We start from the raw sequence: 18,547 nt of genomic DNA on the forward strand, positions 1-18,547 counted from the left end.
ATGACAGGCGTGCTGCCTGTCTACCCACTCACAAAGAACAACCCACAACTAATCATGAGTCGCCGACGTTCTGCTCCCTGGATTCACCGCTGGTCTCGTCAGCTAATCGGCGCGATCGCACTTCTCGGTGTTCTAGACACTGCCTATCTCACGCTAATCGAGTTTGGGGTTTTCCAAGAAGTAGCGGGGTGCCCGACTACTGGCCCGATCAACTGCCAAGCTGTTCTGGATAGCACCTATGCCAAGGTGTTCGGTGTGCCTTTGAGCTTGTTTGGTCTTGTGGCCTATGCAGGCATTGCCCTGTTTGCTTTCGCGCCTCTACTGCTGAAATCCTCCGAACGAAAAGACCTCCGCGCTGATGTGGAGAACTGGACTTGGCTGCTGATCTTTGCCGGCAGCATCGCTATGGTGATTTTCAGCGGCTACTTGGTATACCTGATGTCCTTTAAAATCAAGGCATTTTGTATTTACTGCTTAGCCTCGGCTCTGTTCTCCATCACCCTATTTGTGCTGGCAATCCTAGGTCGTGTGTGGGAGGATATTGGGCAACTCTTTTTCACGGGTATTTTAGTTGGCATGGTAGCCATTATTGGTACTTTGGGAGCTTACGCCCAAGGAGGTGGTGCGCCAGCCAAGACCATCGGTTCTCGCACTCCAATTCCCGTTGCCACTACCCAGCCACAACCCGTCATTGGTTGGGAAGTAACCACAACCTCTGGTGAAGCTGAAATCGCTCTAGCGCGTCATTTGGCAAAAGTAGGAGCCAAGGAATACGGTGCCTACTGGTGTCCTCACTGCTATGAACAAAAGCAACTTTTTGGAAAACCAGCCTACAAGGAACTCAACTATGTTGAATGTTCCGCTGATGGCAAAAACGCCAAGCCAGAAGTCTGTAAAGAAGCTGGCGTTAAATATTTCCCTAGCTGGCAAATTAACGGTGAATTGACCTCTGGCGTGAAAACTCTCGATGAACTTGCTGATTTGACCAACTATCAAGGTCCACGAAACTTCAAATACACGTTGCCAGGACAGTCAGCCCAATGACATTCCCCCATCTCAAGGCCAAGCTCTAGGGAGGTGAAGAATTCGAGAGGAGATTGATTTCACAAAGCTTTATCCTCCCTAGGAGCATGTCGGAGCAACGACTAGTTATACCGATTTTTGGAAGTTCTTCCGTTGAGAATCCCCACCTTTCCTTTCAAAGGTTGGGATTTTTATTCTTGCTGCCCCAACTTTTGGGAAATTTCCCTTCTACCTGAACGTGAAAGTATAACGGTAAGCTTTCTTATCAAATTTTTGTAAGACTAATTTGGCTTGAGTATAATTGGCGAATAATACCATTTCTCTGATTATTGGCAACAGCTCTCATTTTACTCCCCTCTTTTTACGCCTGGGCAAGTGGTGTGTTCGGAACCGAAGGTAAGGATGAGGATGAGGAGGTTGGGGTGGATCTTAAAATGTAGCAAGTCGCAGGGAAAAAGTATAACTTCTGCAACAGGATCTCTCAACCTTGCAGATGCGTCAGGGAAATCTAGGCTGAACTTTTTTTCAGGTACACAGCACTTCTTCAAGTAGGCTGTCAGTCCTGCTATCAAACCGATCTTCTGATTACTCAGGGAACGCAAACACGCCACAATTTCTAATGCTATAAAAAACAACTATACAACCAGTTAATTGATAACAAATTGTATCGATATGCTGTGTATAGCTGCATTTTGCAACAATCATGCAGTCAGGTAGATGTTAAAAGCAAGTCTAGGTTGCAGACTAAAGCAGTGGTTTGACGGCGAACGTCCAGTTTTAAAAGCTGCTGCTGGCGTTACAGCCGCTATTATTCTTCTCCGTCTCATGGGGTTACTACAGTCATCGGAGCTTGCCGCTTTCGACCAACTGTTCTCCCTGCGTCCAAAAGAACCCATTGATCCTCGGATTGTTATTGTTGAAATTAGGGAACAAGACCTAAAGCAGGCAGGGCAATGGCCGATTTCTGACCGCTTAATGGCTGAGCTGCTGATGAAGTTAAACAGCTATCAACCCCGCACAATTGGTCTGGATATTTACCGAGATTTACCCGTTCCACCGGGGCATGAAGAATTTATTAAAGCTTCTAATACTATTCCCAATTTGATTGGGATTGAGAAACTTGCAGATCAAACAAGCTTTGGCGCGAGTTTGGGCGTTGCCCCCCCAAAGGTATTACATCAACGCCAACAAATTGGGTTCAATAATGTTGTAGTAGACAACGATGGTAAAGTGCGTCGGAGTTTACTCTATTGGCATGTGGCTGGCAAACCCCGCCAAAGTTTCGCGCTCAAGTTGGCTTTAATCTATTTAGAGGCAGAAGGCATTACTCCCAAAGCGGCTAAGAGCAATCCTAACTATTTGCAACTGGGTGAGAGTGTTTTTCCTGCCTTCCAAGCCAATGATGGGGGTTATGCACGAACGGATAGTAAAGGGTATCAAGTGTTAGTTAACTTTCGACACCCCGGTAGCTTTCGCATCCTTTCCATGGCAGATGTGCTGGAAAATCGAGTTGATCCGAGTTGGATGCGCGATCGCATTGTTTTGATTGGTTCAACCGCACCGAGTTTACAAGATTTCTTTTACGTCCCCTATAGCAATAGTTTGATCGGTTCAGCACAACCGATGTCTGGGGTTGAAATCAATGCTAATTTTATCAGTCAAATCCTGAGTAGTGTTCTTGAAAAACGACCCTTAATCAAGGTTTGGTCGAATCCGGTGGAGATGTTATGGATTTTTAGTTGGACGTTTTTGGGTGCTGAACTGATTTGGCACATGCGCTGGCGAAGTCGTTTCGCTCAAGGACATCAGTTCCGACGAAGCCAAAGAACATTACCTCGACGTGCCTCTGTGCGTCTCCTGTTAGCCAGTATGGTACTGGGTGGCATCTGTTACCTAGCTTTTTGGGTGGGTTGGTGGTTGCCATTCGTCCCTGCTCTGCTTGGACTCATCGGTTCGGCGGTGTTTATTACTAACCATCTGGCTCACATTCAGGAAGAATTAAAGCGCTCCAAAGAATTTTTGCAGACCGTTATTAATACTATTCCTGATCCAGTTTTTGTTAAAGATAAAGACCATCGTTGGATTATTTTAAATCAGGCATATTGTAAGTTCATCGGCTATCCTTTAGAAACTTTAATGGAAAAGTCAGATTATGATATTTTTCCCCAGCATGAAGCCGAAAGTTTTTGGACTCAAGATGAACTTGTCTTTCAAACCAGTCAACCCCAGGAATCTGAAGAAAAATTTACGGATGCTTTTGGCACAACTCATCTAATTTCTACCAAAAAATCTCTCCACAAAGATGCAGCAGGCAATCTTTTCTTGGTTGGTATTATTCGAGACATCACAGAGCGGAAACGAGCGGAAGAAGCCCTCAGACAAACGGCTGAAGAATTGACTCGTTCTAACCAGGAACTCAAACTTTCAGAAGACCGATTGCGTTATCTGGCTTATCATGACCCCCTCACTGGTCTTGCCAATCGCAAACAGTTCCACGAACGCCTGAGTCATTCTTTAACTTGGGCGCAAAGCAATAATCAGTTGGTCGCACTCATGTTTATTGATTTAGATGGTTTTAAACAGGTCAATGATACTTTGGGGCATGATATCGGTGACCAACTGTTGAAAATTGTGGCTCAACGACTCACACATACTGTACGCAGTAGTGATATTGTCTCGCGTTTGGGGGGTGATGAGTTTACTGTGATTCTCTGCAATATTGCAAAAGTGGAGTATGCCGCCCAAATTGCCGGAAAGATTTTAGAAAATTTGTCTCAGGTTTTTGTATTAGATGGGCATAATATTTTTGTAACGGGCAGTATTGGAATTAGTATTTATCCTCATGATGGGGAAGAGGAGGAAAGTTTAATTAAGAATGCTGACACTGCGATGTATCGGTCTAAACAACTCGGTCGGAATCAATATCAATTTGCTGATTCTTTATAGGATATACGGTTTATTTTGTCACGTAGGGATTGCTGGTAGTAACCGCTTCAGCGGTTTCCTGTTGCGTTTTTTTATATCTAATCCAGATATTTGGTAAGAGCAAAGCATTTTTTGTTAGAGACTCATAGAGCCATTAGTATTATGAGATATGCCTCTGAGCAGAAACGACTAATGGAGTTTATCAAAGGTAAAAAAACAAGACAGTTTTTTAAAAATTATTCAAGGGAAGAACGGCGAGAAAAATTTTTCTTTGTGATTCAAAACAACAATTGGAATAAAAAGGATGTTGTCATATTAGCACCAGCACAGGACCGCTTCCTGCCATTCGGTAATGCACCTGACCCCACGGTAGATCGACAAAACCTCTTCTAATCATGATTGACAAATCTTGACTCATCTGTATAGATGAAAAATAGTAAAAAAACTTTTAAACAATTGATTTAACAGACTCGACTATATCTAATATCGAGTAAAAATCTTTCTAGGGTAAATAAATTGTTGACGGTACAGCAGCATTCAAGACTGGGCAAAGAAATCCTACAAGATTGTAATCTTGCACAGTTGACAACCCAACAAGGCCAGCATTTGAAGCAATCTCTTTGGGAACATGGGGTGATTGTTGTCAGAAAGCAAAAACTGACAGCAACCCAGTTGAAGGATTTTGCCATACAGACATTCGGTGACTCAACCCTCGGTCGTCGTCCCAAGCCCCTAGACCCTGAAATTGATCCAGACTTACAAAGTCCTGGAGTCTCTATTTTAGGGAATCCCAAAGGGATTTCTCAGGAGGTCGTGGGTAAGTTTACTTGGGTGTGGCATCACGACAAAGACCATCTCCCCAAAACAGAGGGACTGGATATGAATAGCCTTTATGTCGTGATGCTTTATGGTGTGGAAATCCCTCTGGAAGGAACGGATGGACAGCCTCACACCACTAACTTTCTTGACTTGGTGGAAGCTTACCACAATCTCGATAGTCAGCTAAAGCAGCAATTAGAGCAACTTTCGATGTATCATCTGTCTCCTATCTCTCCACAGCCAGGAGAAGAGATTCCCCGAAAATTACATCCCATTGTCTCCACTCACAAAGTCACTGGGCGCAAAGGGTTATATTTGGGTTCCGATACTTCGATTCTTTTGGGGCTAGAAGAAAAACTTGAAGAAGCTAAACAGTATTGGCAGAATTTGTTTGGGGCAATTTTGGACTGTACGCCAGTTTACGCCCATGTTTGGCAACCTGGAGATATTGTGTTTTGGGATAACTCTCAAGTCATGCACACAGGTATGCCTTACGATGCCGAGAAATATCAGCGGATTGCCCTGCGTGTTGGTGTTGTCCATAACACCTAGTTCATTAGATTAAAAGGAAAGTTTTTGGAATAACTCTGATACAGCAAAGGTAAAACCAGGAATAACTTCTTCTCCATCAAGCAAGTCAGTGGATTTGAGCAGGCGATCGGGTTGAGGCGAACAATAGACTAGAACGTAATATTCATTAGGGTGAATCACCCACACCAGACGGGCAGCGTTCTCAAAATATTCCACAATTTTGTTGTGCATTTCTTCAACAGTATTGCCGGGAGAAAGGATTTCTACGGCTAAATCGGGGGCACCTTCTAAAAAACTATCAGGCAGTTCTTCCATTCCTTGTAGTCGCTGTTTATCAATAAAGGAAATATCGGGAGAGCGTTTATTACCGGATTTCATTTTGAAGGCGGTGCTGGAATCCATAACAGCCCCAAGTTTTCTGGAAAAGACGTGATTAAACAAAGCCGCACTCAAGATCACTGCAACATAGCCATGCTTTGCACCCGAATTTCCCATATCGATCAGTTCTCCATTAACCAGTTCGTATCGATGCCCATCTTTTGGCAGCGCCATGAATTCGGCATCTGTCCAGGTTTTTTTCTCAGGAGATTGTTCAGACAGGGTTTCTGTTGGGTTGGCGGTTGAGGGTGAGCTTAAAGTAGACATGAAAGTTTTGCACTTAGGCGACGATGTTCATACATAGAGTTTCTTTATATAACCGCTAAAGCGGTTACTACCAGCGCAATGCTCTTAATCCCCTAAAGCGACTCCCTCCCGACGAGGATCGGCACCACCAATCAGTCCTTGATTGGTCAATACGATCGCATGGGAACCACTGGTTTGTTCTACAATTTGCACCGTATGCCCCATTGCTTCTAACGCAGGCTGGAGTTGCTCAATCGGCGTACCCTTTTCCAGTTCCGTTGGCCCATTCCGGTTACCAAAATTAGCGAGTGATATGGCTTGCTGACTATTGAGTTTCCAGTCCAGCACCCCAACCAGTGCCTTGGCAACATAGTTGATAATGCGACTGCCGCCAGCAGAACCAACCACCATCACTAGCTTGCCATTACGGTCCAATACCATCGTAGGAGCCATGGAACTTCTAGGGCGCTTCCCCGGTTCTACACGATTCGCCACGGGCTTGCCGTCTACTGTGGGGGAAAATGCAAAATCGGTGAGTTCGTTGTTGAGTAAGAAGCCTCGCACCATCAACCTCGAACCAAAGGCATCTTCAATGCTGCTTGTCATGGCTACCGCATTACCGAAGCGATCGACAATGCTGAGGTGGCTGGTGGAAGGATACTCTCTCGAATCATCTTGCCCCCAATTGTGCACCTTCTGTGACGATAACTGACCGGGTTTGGCTTCACTCATCGCCCGCTTGGGATTAATCAGTTGGGCGCGACGCTGAAGGTATTCTGGATCGATTAATTCTTCTGTTGGTACTGGCACGAAATCCGCATCAGCCATATAAAGTCCCCGATCCGCATAAGCCAGTCGTCCAGCTTCTGAGAAGAGGTGGATGGCTTCAACAGAGTTCGGCTTCACCCTAGCCAGATTAAACCGTTCGAGTATTCCCAGAATTTGCAGCACCGTTAGACCCCCTGAACTCGGAGAACCCATGCTGCAAATCTGATAAACTCGGTAAACTCCACAGACCGGCTTCCGTTCTTTTGCCTGATATCCTGCCAGTTCAGCGGTTGTTAAGTCTCCCGGTACAGTTGCATTTCTCACCCTAGCCACAATATCATCAGCAATCTCGCCCTTGTAAAAGGCGTCCGCACCCCGTTTGGCAATCTGACCCAATACTTCGGCATAGGGCTGATTGATCAGTTGGGTGCCGACGGGCTTGGGTTGACCATCAGGTTGGTAGAAGTAACTTCTCGCTGGCTCGAAGCGGGGTAGAAACGGTTCTTTGCTCAGCAGAGTGTGCAAGCGTGGCGAGAGGGGAAAGCCTTGTTCCGCGAGTCGGATAGCGGGTTTAAACAGTTGCGCCCAGGGTAACTTGCCATGTTTCTGGTGTGCCAGTTCTAGCATCCTAACGGTCCCTGGCACCCCTACTGATTTACCCCCAACGACGGCCTCGTAGAATTGTAGCGGTTTGCCGTCCGACCCTAAAAAGCGATCAGGTTTAGCCGCCGCAGGAGCTGTTTCTCGACCATCATAGGTATGAACTTGTTTTGTTTGACGGTCGTAGTAAACGAGGAACGCACCGCCCCCCAGTCCGGAGGACTGTGGCTCCACTAATCCCAGTACTAATTTGACTGCGATCGCGGCATCAATGGCATTACCCCCACGACGGAGTATGTCACGACCCACGGCTGAGGCTATCGGGTTAGCTGACACCGCCATATACGTCTGTGTACGGACGGCTTCGCGCTCGATGCGATCGCTCCCAGGCTCTGGTTGAGGACTATTTTGGGTCAGTCCCACCCTTGTTACCAGGACGACAGCACCGAGGCTGAGGGCTAGCAGGCCAGAACGTAAGGCAAGTTTAGATGCAATAGTCAACGCCTGTCTCCCGATCTAACATTGCCCATATTATCTATTTTTTGGAGAGGCGAGGGACATAAAGGATGAAGGATAAAGTTTGAAGGTTAAAGTTAAGTTCTCTCTCCCTTCCATTTTCATACTTTATACTTCATCCCTCACACGGTTGAGATTAGGTATTTGGAGCCACGGGAGCTGAGTCCACGGACTTCGAGGCTTGCTTAACGCGGGGAAGTATCAAATACCAAACAGGTTTACCCGCCTCGTTTCGCAGAACCACCGCATTGAGTTCTAATGTCAGTAACTCTCCCTTATTGGTATGACTAGTCACTTCGCCACGATAGCTACCTTTCTTGATGAGTTCCTGAATCAGGCGAGTGTATCCATCTTCCTCTAGGTGGAAGTTAGCGATTCGACCCCGAAGTTCCTCATCCGAGTATCCCAAAAGTGAGCGATGTGCTGGATTCTGTTCAACATAACGACCCTGTAAATCGAGAATGGCGATCGCTTCCTTCGATTGAGCCACAATCTCTCGATATAGACTCAGCCTTTCCTCAGCTTGCTTGCGTACTGTAATATCACGGACAAAGCTTTGAATCGCGAGTTGACCCCCATATTCAATCACTCGACTACTGACTTCAATGGGCATCTGTCTGCCATTCTTGCAGTTATGCACATGCTCGAACACGACATGACCCGTTTGCCACAACTGCCGCAAAACAGCTTCCCGATGCTTCGGTTCCATGGGTGGACTGTATTTTTCCGGTGGTAAAGCCAGAATCTGTTTGCGGGTATAGCCTAACCGACGGGCGGCATGTTCATTGACATCCCAGAGGATATTGGTAGAAGAGTCGGTGATGAAGATGGAATCATGCGCCCACTCAAATAGGTTGCGGTAATTTTTTTCCGATTCTCGCAGTAATTCTTCTGCCTGCTTGCGCTCTGTAATATCTCTAGCGGTATACACGACGGCCTCAATGCTGCCGTCCGTGCTATGGATCGGGCTAAGAATGTACTCGTAGTCTCTAACTCCATTAACCGTGGGCAGGCTAATTTCCTCAGCAATAGATTGTCCCGTAGCCAAGGTAATTTGCAATTTGGGGTCAAAACCCTTCATCGCTTCGGCGGGTAAACCAACCTGTTGCCAAGTTTGACCATAAAGCTCTGTCCGCTCCAGTTGGAAGGATTGCAAAAAGGCGCGGTTGGCGTAAGTATATCGTCCCAATCGGTCATACATGCAGATATGATCGACAGAAGCTGAGAGAACCTGCTCTAGCATCCTCGCTCTCTGCTCAACCTTCGCTGACAATTGCTCCAGAGTCTCTTCATATTCCTTTGGAATACTGCCCGGAGATTCTAAATCGGGGCTAACTCCCTCACGAGTCTGTGTCACATCGACTCCCATACCACGCTCCTGAGAGTGCGGAGTATGCGGTTGACCTGAAGAGACTTCATCCAATAATGTTTGACTAGACGATAAAGACGACTCAAACTCCTTCTGGCGACCTGAGTTACTGTATAGTGTCGTGCCTCGTCTTAGCTCAACTGGCTGCTGCTTCAAGCTGGCAACTTCTTGACCGATTACCCCTTGTTGTTGGTGAAGTCTTGCATTTGAAGTTGGCACAGTTTTGGGAGAGGGCACGTCAAACACTTGTTTAAGTGCATCAACAACTACGGCTGTTCTGGGTCTGCCAGTTGCCTGAGCTTGAGAGGTAATCGCCTCCATTAGGTCGTCTGGTAACCTGAAGGTCACTACCTTAGTAGCCATTTTTTTTCCCTTTCAATCAAGTCCATTAGAACAAGTTATCAAAATTTTAAATTAGTTGTATTAAAAATAATACTATTAACACTTATCTTTATATAAAGATTTTGTAAATTGAATGTCATTGTTTTTCAGTATATTGATTGAGCTATGAAATTACATCATCCTTTTTCCGGGTTAACTCCAGCTAACTTGCACCTTTAACTCAGTGATCCCCTAAAAAAGCGGCTTCTCATGAGTTTTTGTACAGCGTTCTGACGTAAGAAATATCACTAATCCATTGAGCGGGTCAATGTACAAGTGAGACTTGAGGTGAGTCCAGTGCAGAGCAATAGGACGTTAACCAAGCATTAATAATGCATGAGTCAGCGAAGAAAAGAAGAATTGTTTGGTTTGCGTCTGTGATTTCCCTGGAAACTAGATTATTTTTATGGCTGTTTCAAGTCAATTAGGGAAGGGTCAAGCCATCGAAGTTTTGTTGTTAGCTTCTTCAAATATATCACACCAAAATTTGGCCTTTTAGAATCTTTGTCATTGATTCTTGATGAAAGAGTTTTTACCGCAATTCCATCTCTTGTTTTAACCTATCACATAGATTGGCATCTCGCTGAATCCGAGTCACGAGAGTGCGTTCCATGCACTAATTCATGGCCTAAAACGATTCGCTATCTTTGATTTCTGAAGTGGAAAGGCTCAATCCGGATAACTGATTCAGCCATGGCGATTAGATGCGATCGCAGCTGCTCTGAGGAATCTGTCCAACCTTGTATTACGGCAGTCAAAAAATCGCACTTTTGTATTACAAAGCTAGGGAAACTTGACAAAGAAAGTATTACATTGCGAAGTTTATTTTATCCTGTAAGAATCTATCCCTGAGGACGCTCACGCTTTCGGAAAATCTTGCCGTAAATTCACGGACAATTGAGAGGAGCTTAGGTAAAGAGCCTGAAAAAACTGAGTAAAATTACGGTTATTTTCCCAACAATAAAATTATTAAAATATTGATGAAAATCATTTTTAATCGGATGGGGATAAACATTAGGTAAAAAGGCTGTAAAGCTTTGATGAATAGTCTTATACGGTTAATTTCCCTGAATATACTGAACGTATGAACTCTTAAAACCGCTGATTTATAGCCATGTGCCTTTGTCACCGATTCACTAGCATTGCAACTTTGATAATCGGTTTGCAGCTATTCAATCCTATGCTCATCGGTGTAAATTGGGACTTCAGTCTATCTAATAAAGCCGCCTCAAATTCAGCATGGATTGCTTCTTCTAGCAAAATTCATTCAACACTTGCTCACACGAAGCCGTCACAGGATTCTTTCAACCCACCCGATCATCAAGGACCCGATAGTACACGAGGCTCCGGAACTCGTTAAGAATGGGCTATGAGTGAATAGAAAATTCCTCAGTAGTGATTTTTGCCCTTTGCCTTTTACCGAACCTATTACCAATTCACCCTTATCTGTCCCCAATCGGTGGGGATTTCCACCATCGATTATTTTGCACTAAGGTATGAACTTGCCAGTCAGGATTAGCGGTTGAGTAGTCGAGTCGGTAATGTCCACCCCGGCTTTCTGTGCGAAAGATAGCGCTTTTAAGAATTAAATAAGCCACATCGAGTAGATTGTAAGTTTCTCCCCAATCCCGTAACTGTCGATCCGCATCCGGTAAATCTAACCTGACAGCCTGAAGGGGAGGTAAATTCAACAACTGTTGGCTCAACGGAAGCGCTGCAAATTCGGAACGCCAACGATCTAAGGTTGCGATCGCATTCTCCAAAACGTCCTGTTGGCGGCAAATTCCCGCACTTTGCCACACTAAAAGTTGTAGATTGAGGCGGATTTCGGCTATCTTGTCTTTTTGAGTTTCCCAGTCTGTCACAGCTAAAGGGAGGATGGGGGATGGGGGTTGAGATACGGCAAGTTCATCTATTGTCAGTTGTAATTCATTAGGCGTGATTCGCCGCAATTGGGCACCAAAAACGATACATTCCAACAGTGAATTGCTAGCAAGACGATTTGCCCCGTGGACACCCGTACTGGCGGTTTCTCCAATGGCATATAAACCGGGAATTGAAGTACGGTTGCTCAAATCCGTCGCGATTCCACCCATCCAGTAATGAGCAGCCGGTGCCACAGGAATGGGTTCATGAAACACATCAATTCCCCAATGTTGACAGACCTGGATAATGTTAGGAAATCGGTAGCGAATTTGCTCCGTGGGAATCGGTCGTAAGTCTAAATAGACATGACCCACTCCCCCTTTGTTCCCCTCTTCTTCCCCTTGATTTGGAAATTGCTTTAAGTGACTAAAAATGGCGCGACTGACAACATCTCTGGGCGCAAGTTCTCCATCAGGGTGGTAATCAAAGGTAAATCGCCGCCCTTGGATATCTACGAGGTGAGCACCTTCTCCTCGGACGGCTTCACTGATTAGAAAGTGGGGAGCACCGGCTTTGGTGAGGGCAGTCGGGTGAAATTGTACAAATTCTAAGTCTCGCAAGATGGCTCCAGCACGCCAAGCGATCGCCACCCCATCCCCTGTACTCACGGCTGGATTGGTCGTCTGAGCAAAAACCTGACCGCCACCGCCAGTTGCCAGCACCACCGCCCCCGCCCTGACCCAATTGAGCTGACCGTTGTAAATCAGACTAATTCCCTGACAATGCCCGGATTGGGGATTCAGCCATAAGGACAAAGCGAACGCTTGTTGTAAAACGGTAATATTGCTTCGAGTTAGCACTTGAGCGGTGAGCGTACTAACTACGGCTCGACCTGTGGTGTCAGCGGCATGAAGTACGCGGGGACGGGAATGAGCCGCTTCCAAGGTTAAAGCTAAGTGATTCTCCTTGCGATCGAAGGCAACGCCCAAATCGACCAACGACTGAATGCACTCTGGTGCCTGCTCTACCAAAAATTCCACGGCATCCAGGTCACAAAGACCCGCACCAGCCCGCATCGTATCCTCTATATGGAGTACTGACGAGTCGGTTGGGTCAATGGCGGCAGCAATACCCCCTTGTGCCCAGTCACTAGCACCTGTCGATAAAGTGTCTTTTGTAATTAAGCCAACATTCATGGTAGCTGGCAGGCAAAGCGCGGCATACAGTCCAGCCGCACCAGCACCAACAACTAGAACATCAAAGTGAGCAGGAATGTTCGGCTCAAGATCAGAATTGGAGGAAAGCGAATTCAAGTTCGGTCAGTTCCTGAAGAAATTTAATAAATTTTAATAAATTACCCACCCCTGAATGGAGTGGGTTGAACACAAAATGATAATGATTTGTGCTGTGTTTAGTAAACGCCAGGATTGTAGCGGTCTCCACCCTCTACGAAGACATCTGACGGATCAGTGACTGTAAACTCGTCAAAATAAGCTTGCAGTAGCTCTTTTTGGGTATCAGTCAGCCCTGGAATATCCAAAACATCCTCTATCTTTTCATAGGGAGCATTCTGAATGATTTTGCCAGCCAGAGTGGGGTACATCCCTGGATACTTCCGAAAAGCTCGCACATGAGTATTGTTCAAATCAATTTTTTTGCCAAACTCAGTGGAAAGCTTGTCATCAGCCAAATTTCGCAGTGAACCTTCAGCGAGCAATACAGGTGTTTGCCCGTTAAAATTACTTAACACAGCCTCATAACCTGAAGACAGTGGCGCAGCCACGACCTTTTGAGGTAGCCCGAAACACCCTAAGCAGGCTACTAGCAAGCTCATGAGTGCTACGATGCGAACTAATTTCTTCATCCACTTAACTCCTTCCTTACACAACACAGAATGAGAAAAGATTAACGCCTTTCCTCAATTAGTTTAATTTTTGTTTTCTATCATCTCATTTTATATCAGTAAAGCGTGTCTCTCAGTTGCTTTCCCGAAGCCAATTCCTCATCCCTGCCTGGGCAATTGCGATTTGGGCGCGACACATGGAGTCATCACCTTGCCCAAATCCTAAATAGATCTAAAGCCCGACCGGAAAATAGGTCTTTTGTGGCAAGATCTAAGATTGTTCATCTTAAGCCACAAGGATAAGGAAACTCTGCTATGGCTCTGCGACTCGGTGATACAGTACCCAACTTTACTCAAGCTTCTAGTGAAGGCGAGATTAACTTTTACGATTGGGCAGGCGACAGTTGGGTCGTACTGTTTTCCCATCCCGCCGATTTTACTCCTGTTTGCACCACTGAATTAGGTGCTGTTGCCAAGCTCAAGCCGGAATTTGATAAGCGCAATGTTAAGGTAATCGCTTTAAGTGTTGACGATGTTGAGTCCCACAAAGGCTGGATTGGAGACATCAACGAGACTCAGAATACCACAGTCAATTATCCGATCTTGGCAGACCCGGATAAAAAGGTCTCTGACCTCTACGACATGATCCATCCCAACTCCTTGAATAATTTAACAGTCCGTTCTGTTTTCATCATTGACGATCAGAAGAAACTGCGGCTGACATTCACCTACCCCGCGAGCACAGGTCGTAACTTTGACGAAATCCTACGAGTGATTGACTCTTTACAGCTAACAGATAATTACAGTGTGGCGACTCCAGCTAACTGGACAGATGGCGGCGACTGTGTGATTGTCCCGACCCTCAAAGACCCAGAAGTACTTAAGGAGAAATTCCCCAAAGGGTATGAGGTGGTTAAGCCTTACCTGCGGATGACCCCCCAACCCAACAAGTAAACCGTTTGGGGATTGTCGTGTGGAAGGGTGGGCATTGCCCACCCCTCTTTTTTTCGTAGAATTTCGGGCAACCACAGGGAGATTGCCCCTACCTCTTGTCTCCTAGACTCGGACTGGCAAGATGCCCATCCCACAACTAGTGTTCGGCGGGATAGACAGAAGTACTTACCCATTGAAAGGCTTGCTTGAGACTGGTGTACCCTCTCAGTGCAGATGTCAGTGTCAGTCATAATATTTTTTTGGTGCTTTCGGAACGACTCCCCATGCCTGAAATAAGACAAGCCTTAAACAGATGCTCCCTTCGTTTCGCTAGTGGACGGGGCTGGCAGCGAGGGTTAGTAGGATGTTTAGTGGTGGGTTGGGTGTACTCATTCTCTGGAAATCGCGCAACTGCCCAGATTACACCCGATGCTACTTTAGGTGTGGAACGTTCGGTGGTTAGAGCCAATGCCAATATCCGAGGACAAACAGCGGATTTGATTGAAGGCGGTGCCGCACGAGGTGCTAACCTCTTCCACAGTTTTCAGGAATTTAATGTTGGAGACGGACAGCAAGTTTATTTTGCTAATCCAGTTGGGATTGAGAATATTCTGACACGGGTAACGGGCAATACCCTCTCGAATATTCGGGGAACGTTAGGAGTTGATGGGGGAGCAAATTTGTTTTTGCTCAATCCCAACGGAATGATTTTTGGCCCGAATGCCAAACTGGATATTCCAGGTTCGTTTGTGGCAAGTACAGCAAAGAGTTTGGTATTTGAGAATGGTGTTGAATTGAGTGCAACCAATCCACAGGCACCACCTTTGCTGACTATCAGTATTACTCCCGGCGTGCAGTATGGGTCGAATCAACCAGGCTCAAAGATTACTAATGTTGGGAAGTTAGCAGTAGGCCACAATCTAACTCTAGCGGCTGATACTCTCGATTTACAAGGTCAACTTTCTGCTGGGGGAGATTTGACCTTAAAAGCAACAGATACGGTGCGAGTACAGGATAGTGTCGCAAATCCGTTCATTGCTTCTGCTGGAGGTCAGTTGCTCGTTCAGGGCGATCGCATCGTAGATATTTTCGCTCTGAATCATCCTACCAGTGTTTTCTCGTCGGGTGGGGATATAGTGTGGCGTTCTGCAAATACCATTGGGGGAGATGCGCGAGTCAGGGCAGGTAGGAATTTTCGGATTGAGCAGTTGGATGGAAGTTTTGGGAATTTGTCAAGCCCCAAAGATCCAGTGTTTGAGGTGGCGGGAGATTTTAGTCTGGCGAACTACACAGGAGCCTCACTGCAAATTTTGGCAGGGGGTAGTGTCAATATTAGCGGTAATGTAACGATTAACGGTTTTGGCGGAGCGTTTAACGACAGTTCTGTAACGCTATCAGATGGAACGACTGTGGCGCTGAACGGTACGACTAGACCGACTCTCGATATTCGTGCTGGAACAACGGGGTTCTCTAGCATTCCGACTCCTGGAACTCCAACGAGTGCAGATATTTCCATCGGCAGTATTACGATGAGAGCGCCCGATGGGGTTGTTTTTTTAACGAATCAGTACGCACCTAATACCTTGTTGACAGGTGGTGCGATCGCAGTAGGCACAATTCGTACAGATGACACATTTGGGGGTTTTGTCGGTAACAGTGGTTCTGTCATTATCGACTCGCGCAGGGGTCTTACTGTCAACAACCGTATTGATTCCTCCTCTGCTACTGGCAATGCTGGCGATATCAGGCTGATTACCAGTGATGTTATCTCGCTAGTCAATAGCGTAGTCACTAGCGACACGTCCGGACTGGGCAAAGGGGGTGACATTGATATCAAGGCGAGGCAATTACTCGTCTCAGATGGGGCAAGTATTATAGTTAGCACCTTTGGTGAAGGGGACGGGGGAAGTTTGACCGTCAATGCTACTGAATCCGTGCAAGTGATTGGCACTTCTGTCAATGGTCAGACTCGTAGCGGCTTATTGGCTCAAACTGTTGAAGACTCAACAGGAAACGCGGGAAATGTGACGATTAACACTCCTGTATTACTCATATTGGGTGGGGCACGAGTCTCGGCTAGTACCTTCAGTAGTGGAGATGGGGGAAATTTGACCATTAATGCTACTGAATCGGTGCAAGTGCTGGGTCGCACCGCCGATGATGAATCTCCTAGCGGTTTATTTGCTCTAGCTAGCGGGGACTCGACAGGAAAGGCGGGAAACTTGACAATTAATACTCCTCAATTACTCGTATCAGGTGGGGGATGGGTCTCGGTTAGTACCTTCAGTAGTGGAAATGGGGGGAATTTGACCGTCAATGCTACTGGATCGGTGCAAGTGGTTGGGCGCTCCGCCAATGATGAATCTCCTAGCGCTTTATTTGCTCTAGCTAGCGAGGACTCGACAGGAAAGGCGGGAAACTTGACAATTAATACTCCTCAATTACTCGTTACAGATGGAGCAGAGGTTTCAACTAATACCTTTGGCTCGGGCGATGGGGGAAATTTGCTAGTCAATGCCACTGAATCCGTGCAACTAGTAGGCACCTCTGCCGATGGTCAGTCCGTCAGCCGATTATCTGTTGATACTCAAGGAACGGGCAAGGGAGGAAATTTGACGATTACCACTCCTGTATTACTAGTCTCTGATGGAGCACAGGTTTCAGCTGGCACCTTGAGTAGGGGAGATGGGGGGAATCTGACCGTAAATGCCTCTTCTTTGGTGCAACTGATTGGTCGCTCTGCCGACAGTCAGTTTGCTAGTGCCATATATGCTCAAGCTGAGAGGGACTCTACAGGAAAGGCGGGAGACTTGACAATTACTACTCCTGTATTACTCCTTTCTGAGGGGGCAGAAGTTTCAGCGACCACCTTCGGCGCGGGGGATGGGGGGAATCTGCTCATAAATGCCTCTTCCTTAGTGCAACTCATTGGTCGCTCCGTCGAGGGTCAAGCTTCCAGCCGTATAGTTGCTCGATCTCAGAGGAACTCTACAGGAAAGGCAGGGAACTTGACGATTACCACTCCTGTATTACTTGTTTCAGAGGGGGCACAGATTTCAGCAACCACCTTTGGCTCAGGCGATGGGGGGGATTTGACCATCAACGCCTCTTCTAGAGTGCAAGTAAGTGGTCGCTCCGCCGATGGTGAAGTTCCTAGCGGTTTATTTGCTCAAGCTGAAAGGGACTCTACAGGAAAGGGGGGAAACTTGACAATTAACACAGGACGTTTGGTTGTGGAAAACGGGGGACAAGTGAGTGCCAGTGGAACTGGAGCGGGAATTGCTGGCAACCTAGATATAACAGCGGATTCCATCTTTCTGAGTAATCAAGGAGGCCTGAGAGCAACAACGGCTGCTGTTGAGGGAGGTAACATCCGATTAAAGGTAGCCGATTCACTCATTCTGCGTAACAACAGTGAGATTGTTGCTTCAGCAACTGGGACGGCTAATGGCGGCAATATCAATGTAGAGGCAGGTAGCTATATTGTTGGCATTCTAAAAGAAAATAGCGATATTGTTGCCGATGCCGACAGAGGACAAGGAGGAAGGATTACAGCTAAAGCGCCAGGAATCTTTGGTTTCCGGAAATTTATAGACCGCCGCACTCCCGAAAGCGACTTTTCGGCCAATTCTGCTGTTGGTCTCGATGGTTCAGTGGAACTCAACACGCAAGATAAGCTTGAAGACCAATTGCCGACCAATTTTGTTGATGGCACTCAATTAATTGACCGCCGCTGTACTCCCCCAAAAACAGGGCAAGAGCGCAGCAGCTTTACCATTACAGGTCGTGGGGGATTGCCACCTAGCCCTAACGACACTCTACAAGGTGAGTCAATAATTACGAATTGGGTTACCCTTGATTCTAATGTTGAAAATAAAACTCCTCCAGCGACTTCAACGCCCCAGAATTCCGCTCCAAAACAACTTGTAGAAGCTCAAGGATGGTACTTCAATCCAAAAGGAGAAGTTGTCCTCACCGCTTCTGCGCCGACAATAACTTCTCCGGGGAAGTGGCTTCCCGAAGCTAGCTGCAATGCTCCTTCTGCTAGGGGTCAATAATCAGCGTCAGCAATTAGAGCTTAATTTACCTAAAAAATTAGGTGTCATATAGGTATTTTGTAGGGGAATACTTATCAAAAAATGCGAACCTTACATTCGGTTAAACTCTTGTTTGTAGTTGCGCTAAAGCGTTTTAGCTTAACTACGAACCTATCATAATTAGTGAAATATAGCCCTTCTCGATTGGATGCAGTACATCCGTAGGAGCGCACGACCGTGCGCCCCTATAATCCTGTGTATCACACTCAATTGAGAAACGCTATAGGCCACTCGCCTATTTATGGTAATTTT

The 18,547-nt window shown here is 46.4% G+C and carries 11 protein-coding genes; 6 read left to right on the forward strand and 5 right to left on the reverse strand.

What is annotated here, in order from left to right:
- Positions 1 to 54 precede the first annotated feature (54 nt).
- From MIC7113_RS22045 to MIC7113_RS34960, 4 genes are all read left to right on the forward strand, one after another.
- Positions 55 to 1,044, forward strand: coding sequence for a vitamin K epoxide reductase family protein (locus MIC7113_RS22045; RefSeq protein ID WP_041781143.1), 990 nt, complete (start codon positions 55 to 57; stop codon positions 1,042 to 1,044).
- 696 nt (positions 1,045 to 1,740) lie between these two features.
- A complete protein-coding gene (locus MIC7113_RS22050) occupies positions 1,741 to 3,969 on the forward strand; it encodes a CHASE2 domain-containing protein (protein WP_015184400.1) in 2,229 nt (742 codons plus the stop codon).
- Between the two features lie 171 nt (positions 3,970 to 4,140).
- Entirely contained in the window at positions 4,141 to 4,341 is a 201-nt protein-coding gene (locus MIC7113_RS22055; RefSeq protein ID WP_155898074.1) for a hypothetical protein, read from the forward strand.
- A gap of 123 nt (positions 4,342 to 4,464) precedes the next feature.
- On the forward strand, positions 4,465 to 5,319 hold the full coding sequence (locus MIC7113_RS34960) for a TauD/TfdA dioxygenase family protein (RefSeq protein ID WP_015184402.1): 855 nt from the start codon (positions 4,465 to 4,467) through the stop codon (positions 5,317 to 5,319).
- Positions 5,320 to 5,328: 9 nt separating this feature from the next.
- Here MIC7113_RS34960 and MIC7113_RS22065 read toward each other — a convergent pair whose 3' ends face one another.
- The 5 genes from MIC7113_RS22065 to psbU all read right to left on the reverse strand — a co-directional run bounded on the left by MIC7113_RS22065 (position 5,329) and on the right by psbU (position 13,286).
- Complete coding sequence (locus MIC7113_RS22065) at positions 5,329 to 5,943, reverse strand: Uma2 family endonuclease (RefSeq protein ID WP_015184403.1); 615 nt, start codon at positions 5,941 to 5,943, stop codon at positions 5,329 to 5,331.
- Positions 5,944 to 6,027: 84 nt separating this feature from the next.
- On the reverse strand, positions 6,028 to 7,791 hold the full coding sequence (ggt, locus tag MIC7113_RS22070; RefSeq protein WP_015184404.1) for a gamma-glutamyltransferase: 1,764 nt from the start codon (positions 7,789 to 7,791) through the stop codon (positions 6,028 to 6,030).
- 151 nt (positions 7,792 to 7,942) lie between these two features.
- Complete coding sequence (locus tag MIC7113_RS22075; RefSeq protein WP_015184405.1) at positions 7,943 to 9,538, reverse strand: PAS domain S-box protein; 1,596 nt, start codon at positions 9,536 to 9,538, stop codon at positions 7,943 to 7,945.
- Positions 9,539 to 10,998: 1,460 nt separating this feature from the next.
- On the reverse strand, positions 10,999 to 12,735 hold the full coding sequence (gene nadB / locus MIC7113_RS22080) for an L-aspartate oxidase (RefSeq protein ID WP_015184406.1): 1,737 nt from the start codon (positions 12,733 to 12,735) through the stop codon (positions 10,999 to 11,001).
- Between the two features lie 98 nt (positions 12,736 to 12,833).
- Positions 12,834 to 13,286 carry a photosystem II complex extrinsic protein PsbU gene (psbU, locus tag MIC7113_RS22085; RefSeq protein WP_015184407.1) on the reverse strand — a complete coding sequence of 151 codons (453 nt, stop codon included), beginning with the start codon at positions 13,284 to 13,286 and terminating at the stop codon, positions 12,834 to 12,836.
- 294 nt (positions 13,287 to 13,580) lie between these two features.
- Here psbU and MIC7113_RS22090 point away from each other — a divergent pair, with 294 nt between their 5' ends.
- On the forward strand, positions 13,581 to 14,219 hold the full coding sequence (locus tag MIC7113_RS22090) for a peroxiredoxin (RefSeq protein ID WP_015184408.1): 639 nt from the start codon (positions 13,581 to 13,583) through the stop codon (positions 14,217 to 14,219).
- Between the two features lie 263 nt (positions 14,220 to 14,482).
- Positions 14,483 to 18,256 (forward strand): two-partner secretion domain-containing protein, encoded by a 3,774-nt coding sequence (locus MIC7113_RS33715; RefSeq protein WP_015184409.1) that lies wholly within the window; start codon positions 14,483 to 14,485, stop codon positions 18,254 to 18,256.
- The last annotated feature ends 291 nt before the right edge of the window (positions 18,257 to 18,547 follow it).

Origin of the sequence: Allocoleopsis franciscana PCC 7113 (assembly GCF_000317515.1) — a bacterium.
In the GTDB taxonomy this organism is placed as follows: Bacteria; Cyanobacteriota; Cyanobacteriia; order Cyanobacteriales; family Coleofasciculaceae; genus Allocoleopsis; species Allocoleopsis franciscana.

What these genes read in the sequence shown, in the direction of transcription:
- MIC7113_RS22050 (WP_015184400.1), top strand. Translation starts at nt 1,741, where the DNA reads ATGTTAAAAGCAAGTCTAGGTTGCAGACTAAAGCAGTGGTTTGACGGC.
- MIC7113_RS33715 (WP_015184409.1), top strand. Translation starts at nt 14,483, where the DNA reads ATGCCTGAAATAAGACAAGCCTTAAACAGATGCTCCCTTCGTTTCGCT.
- MIC7113_RS22065 (WP_015184403.1), bottom strand. Translation starts at nt 5,943, where the DNA reads ATGTCTACTTTAAGCTCACCCTCAACCGCCAACCCAACAGAAACCCTG.
- MIC7113_RS22055 (WP_155898074.1), top strand. Translation starts at nt 4,141, where the DNA reads ATGGAGTTTATCAAAGGTAAAAAAACAAGACAGTTTTTTAAAAATTAT.
- psbU (WP_015184407.1), bottom strand. Translation starts at nt 13,286, where the DNA reads ATGAAGAAATTAGTTCGCATCGTAGCACTCATGAGCTTGCTAGTAGCC.
- MIC7113_RS22045 (WP_041781143.1), top strand. Translation starts at nt 55, where the DNA reads ATGAGTCGCCGACGTTCTGCTCCCTGGATTCACCGCTGGTCTCGTCAG.
- MIC7113_RS22090 (WP_015184408.1), top strand. Translation starts at nt 13,581, where the DNA reads ATGGCTCTGCGACTCGGTGATACAGTACCCAACTTTACTCAAGCTTCT.
- MIC7113_RS22075 (WP_015184405.1), bottom strand. Translation starts at nt 9,538, where the DNA reads ATGGCTACTAAGGTAGTGACCTTCAGGTTACCAGACGACCTAATGGAG.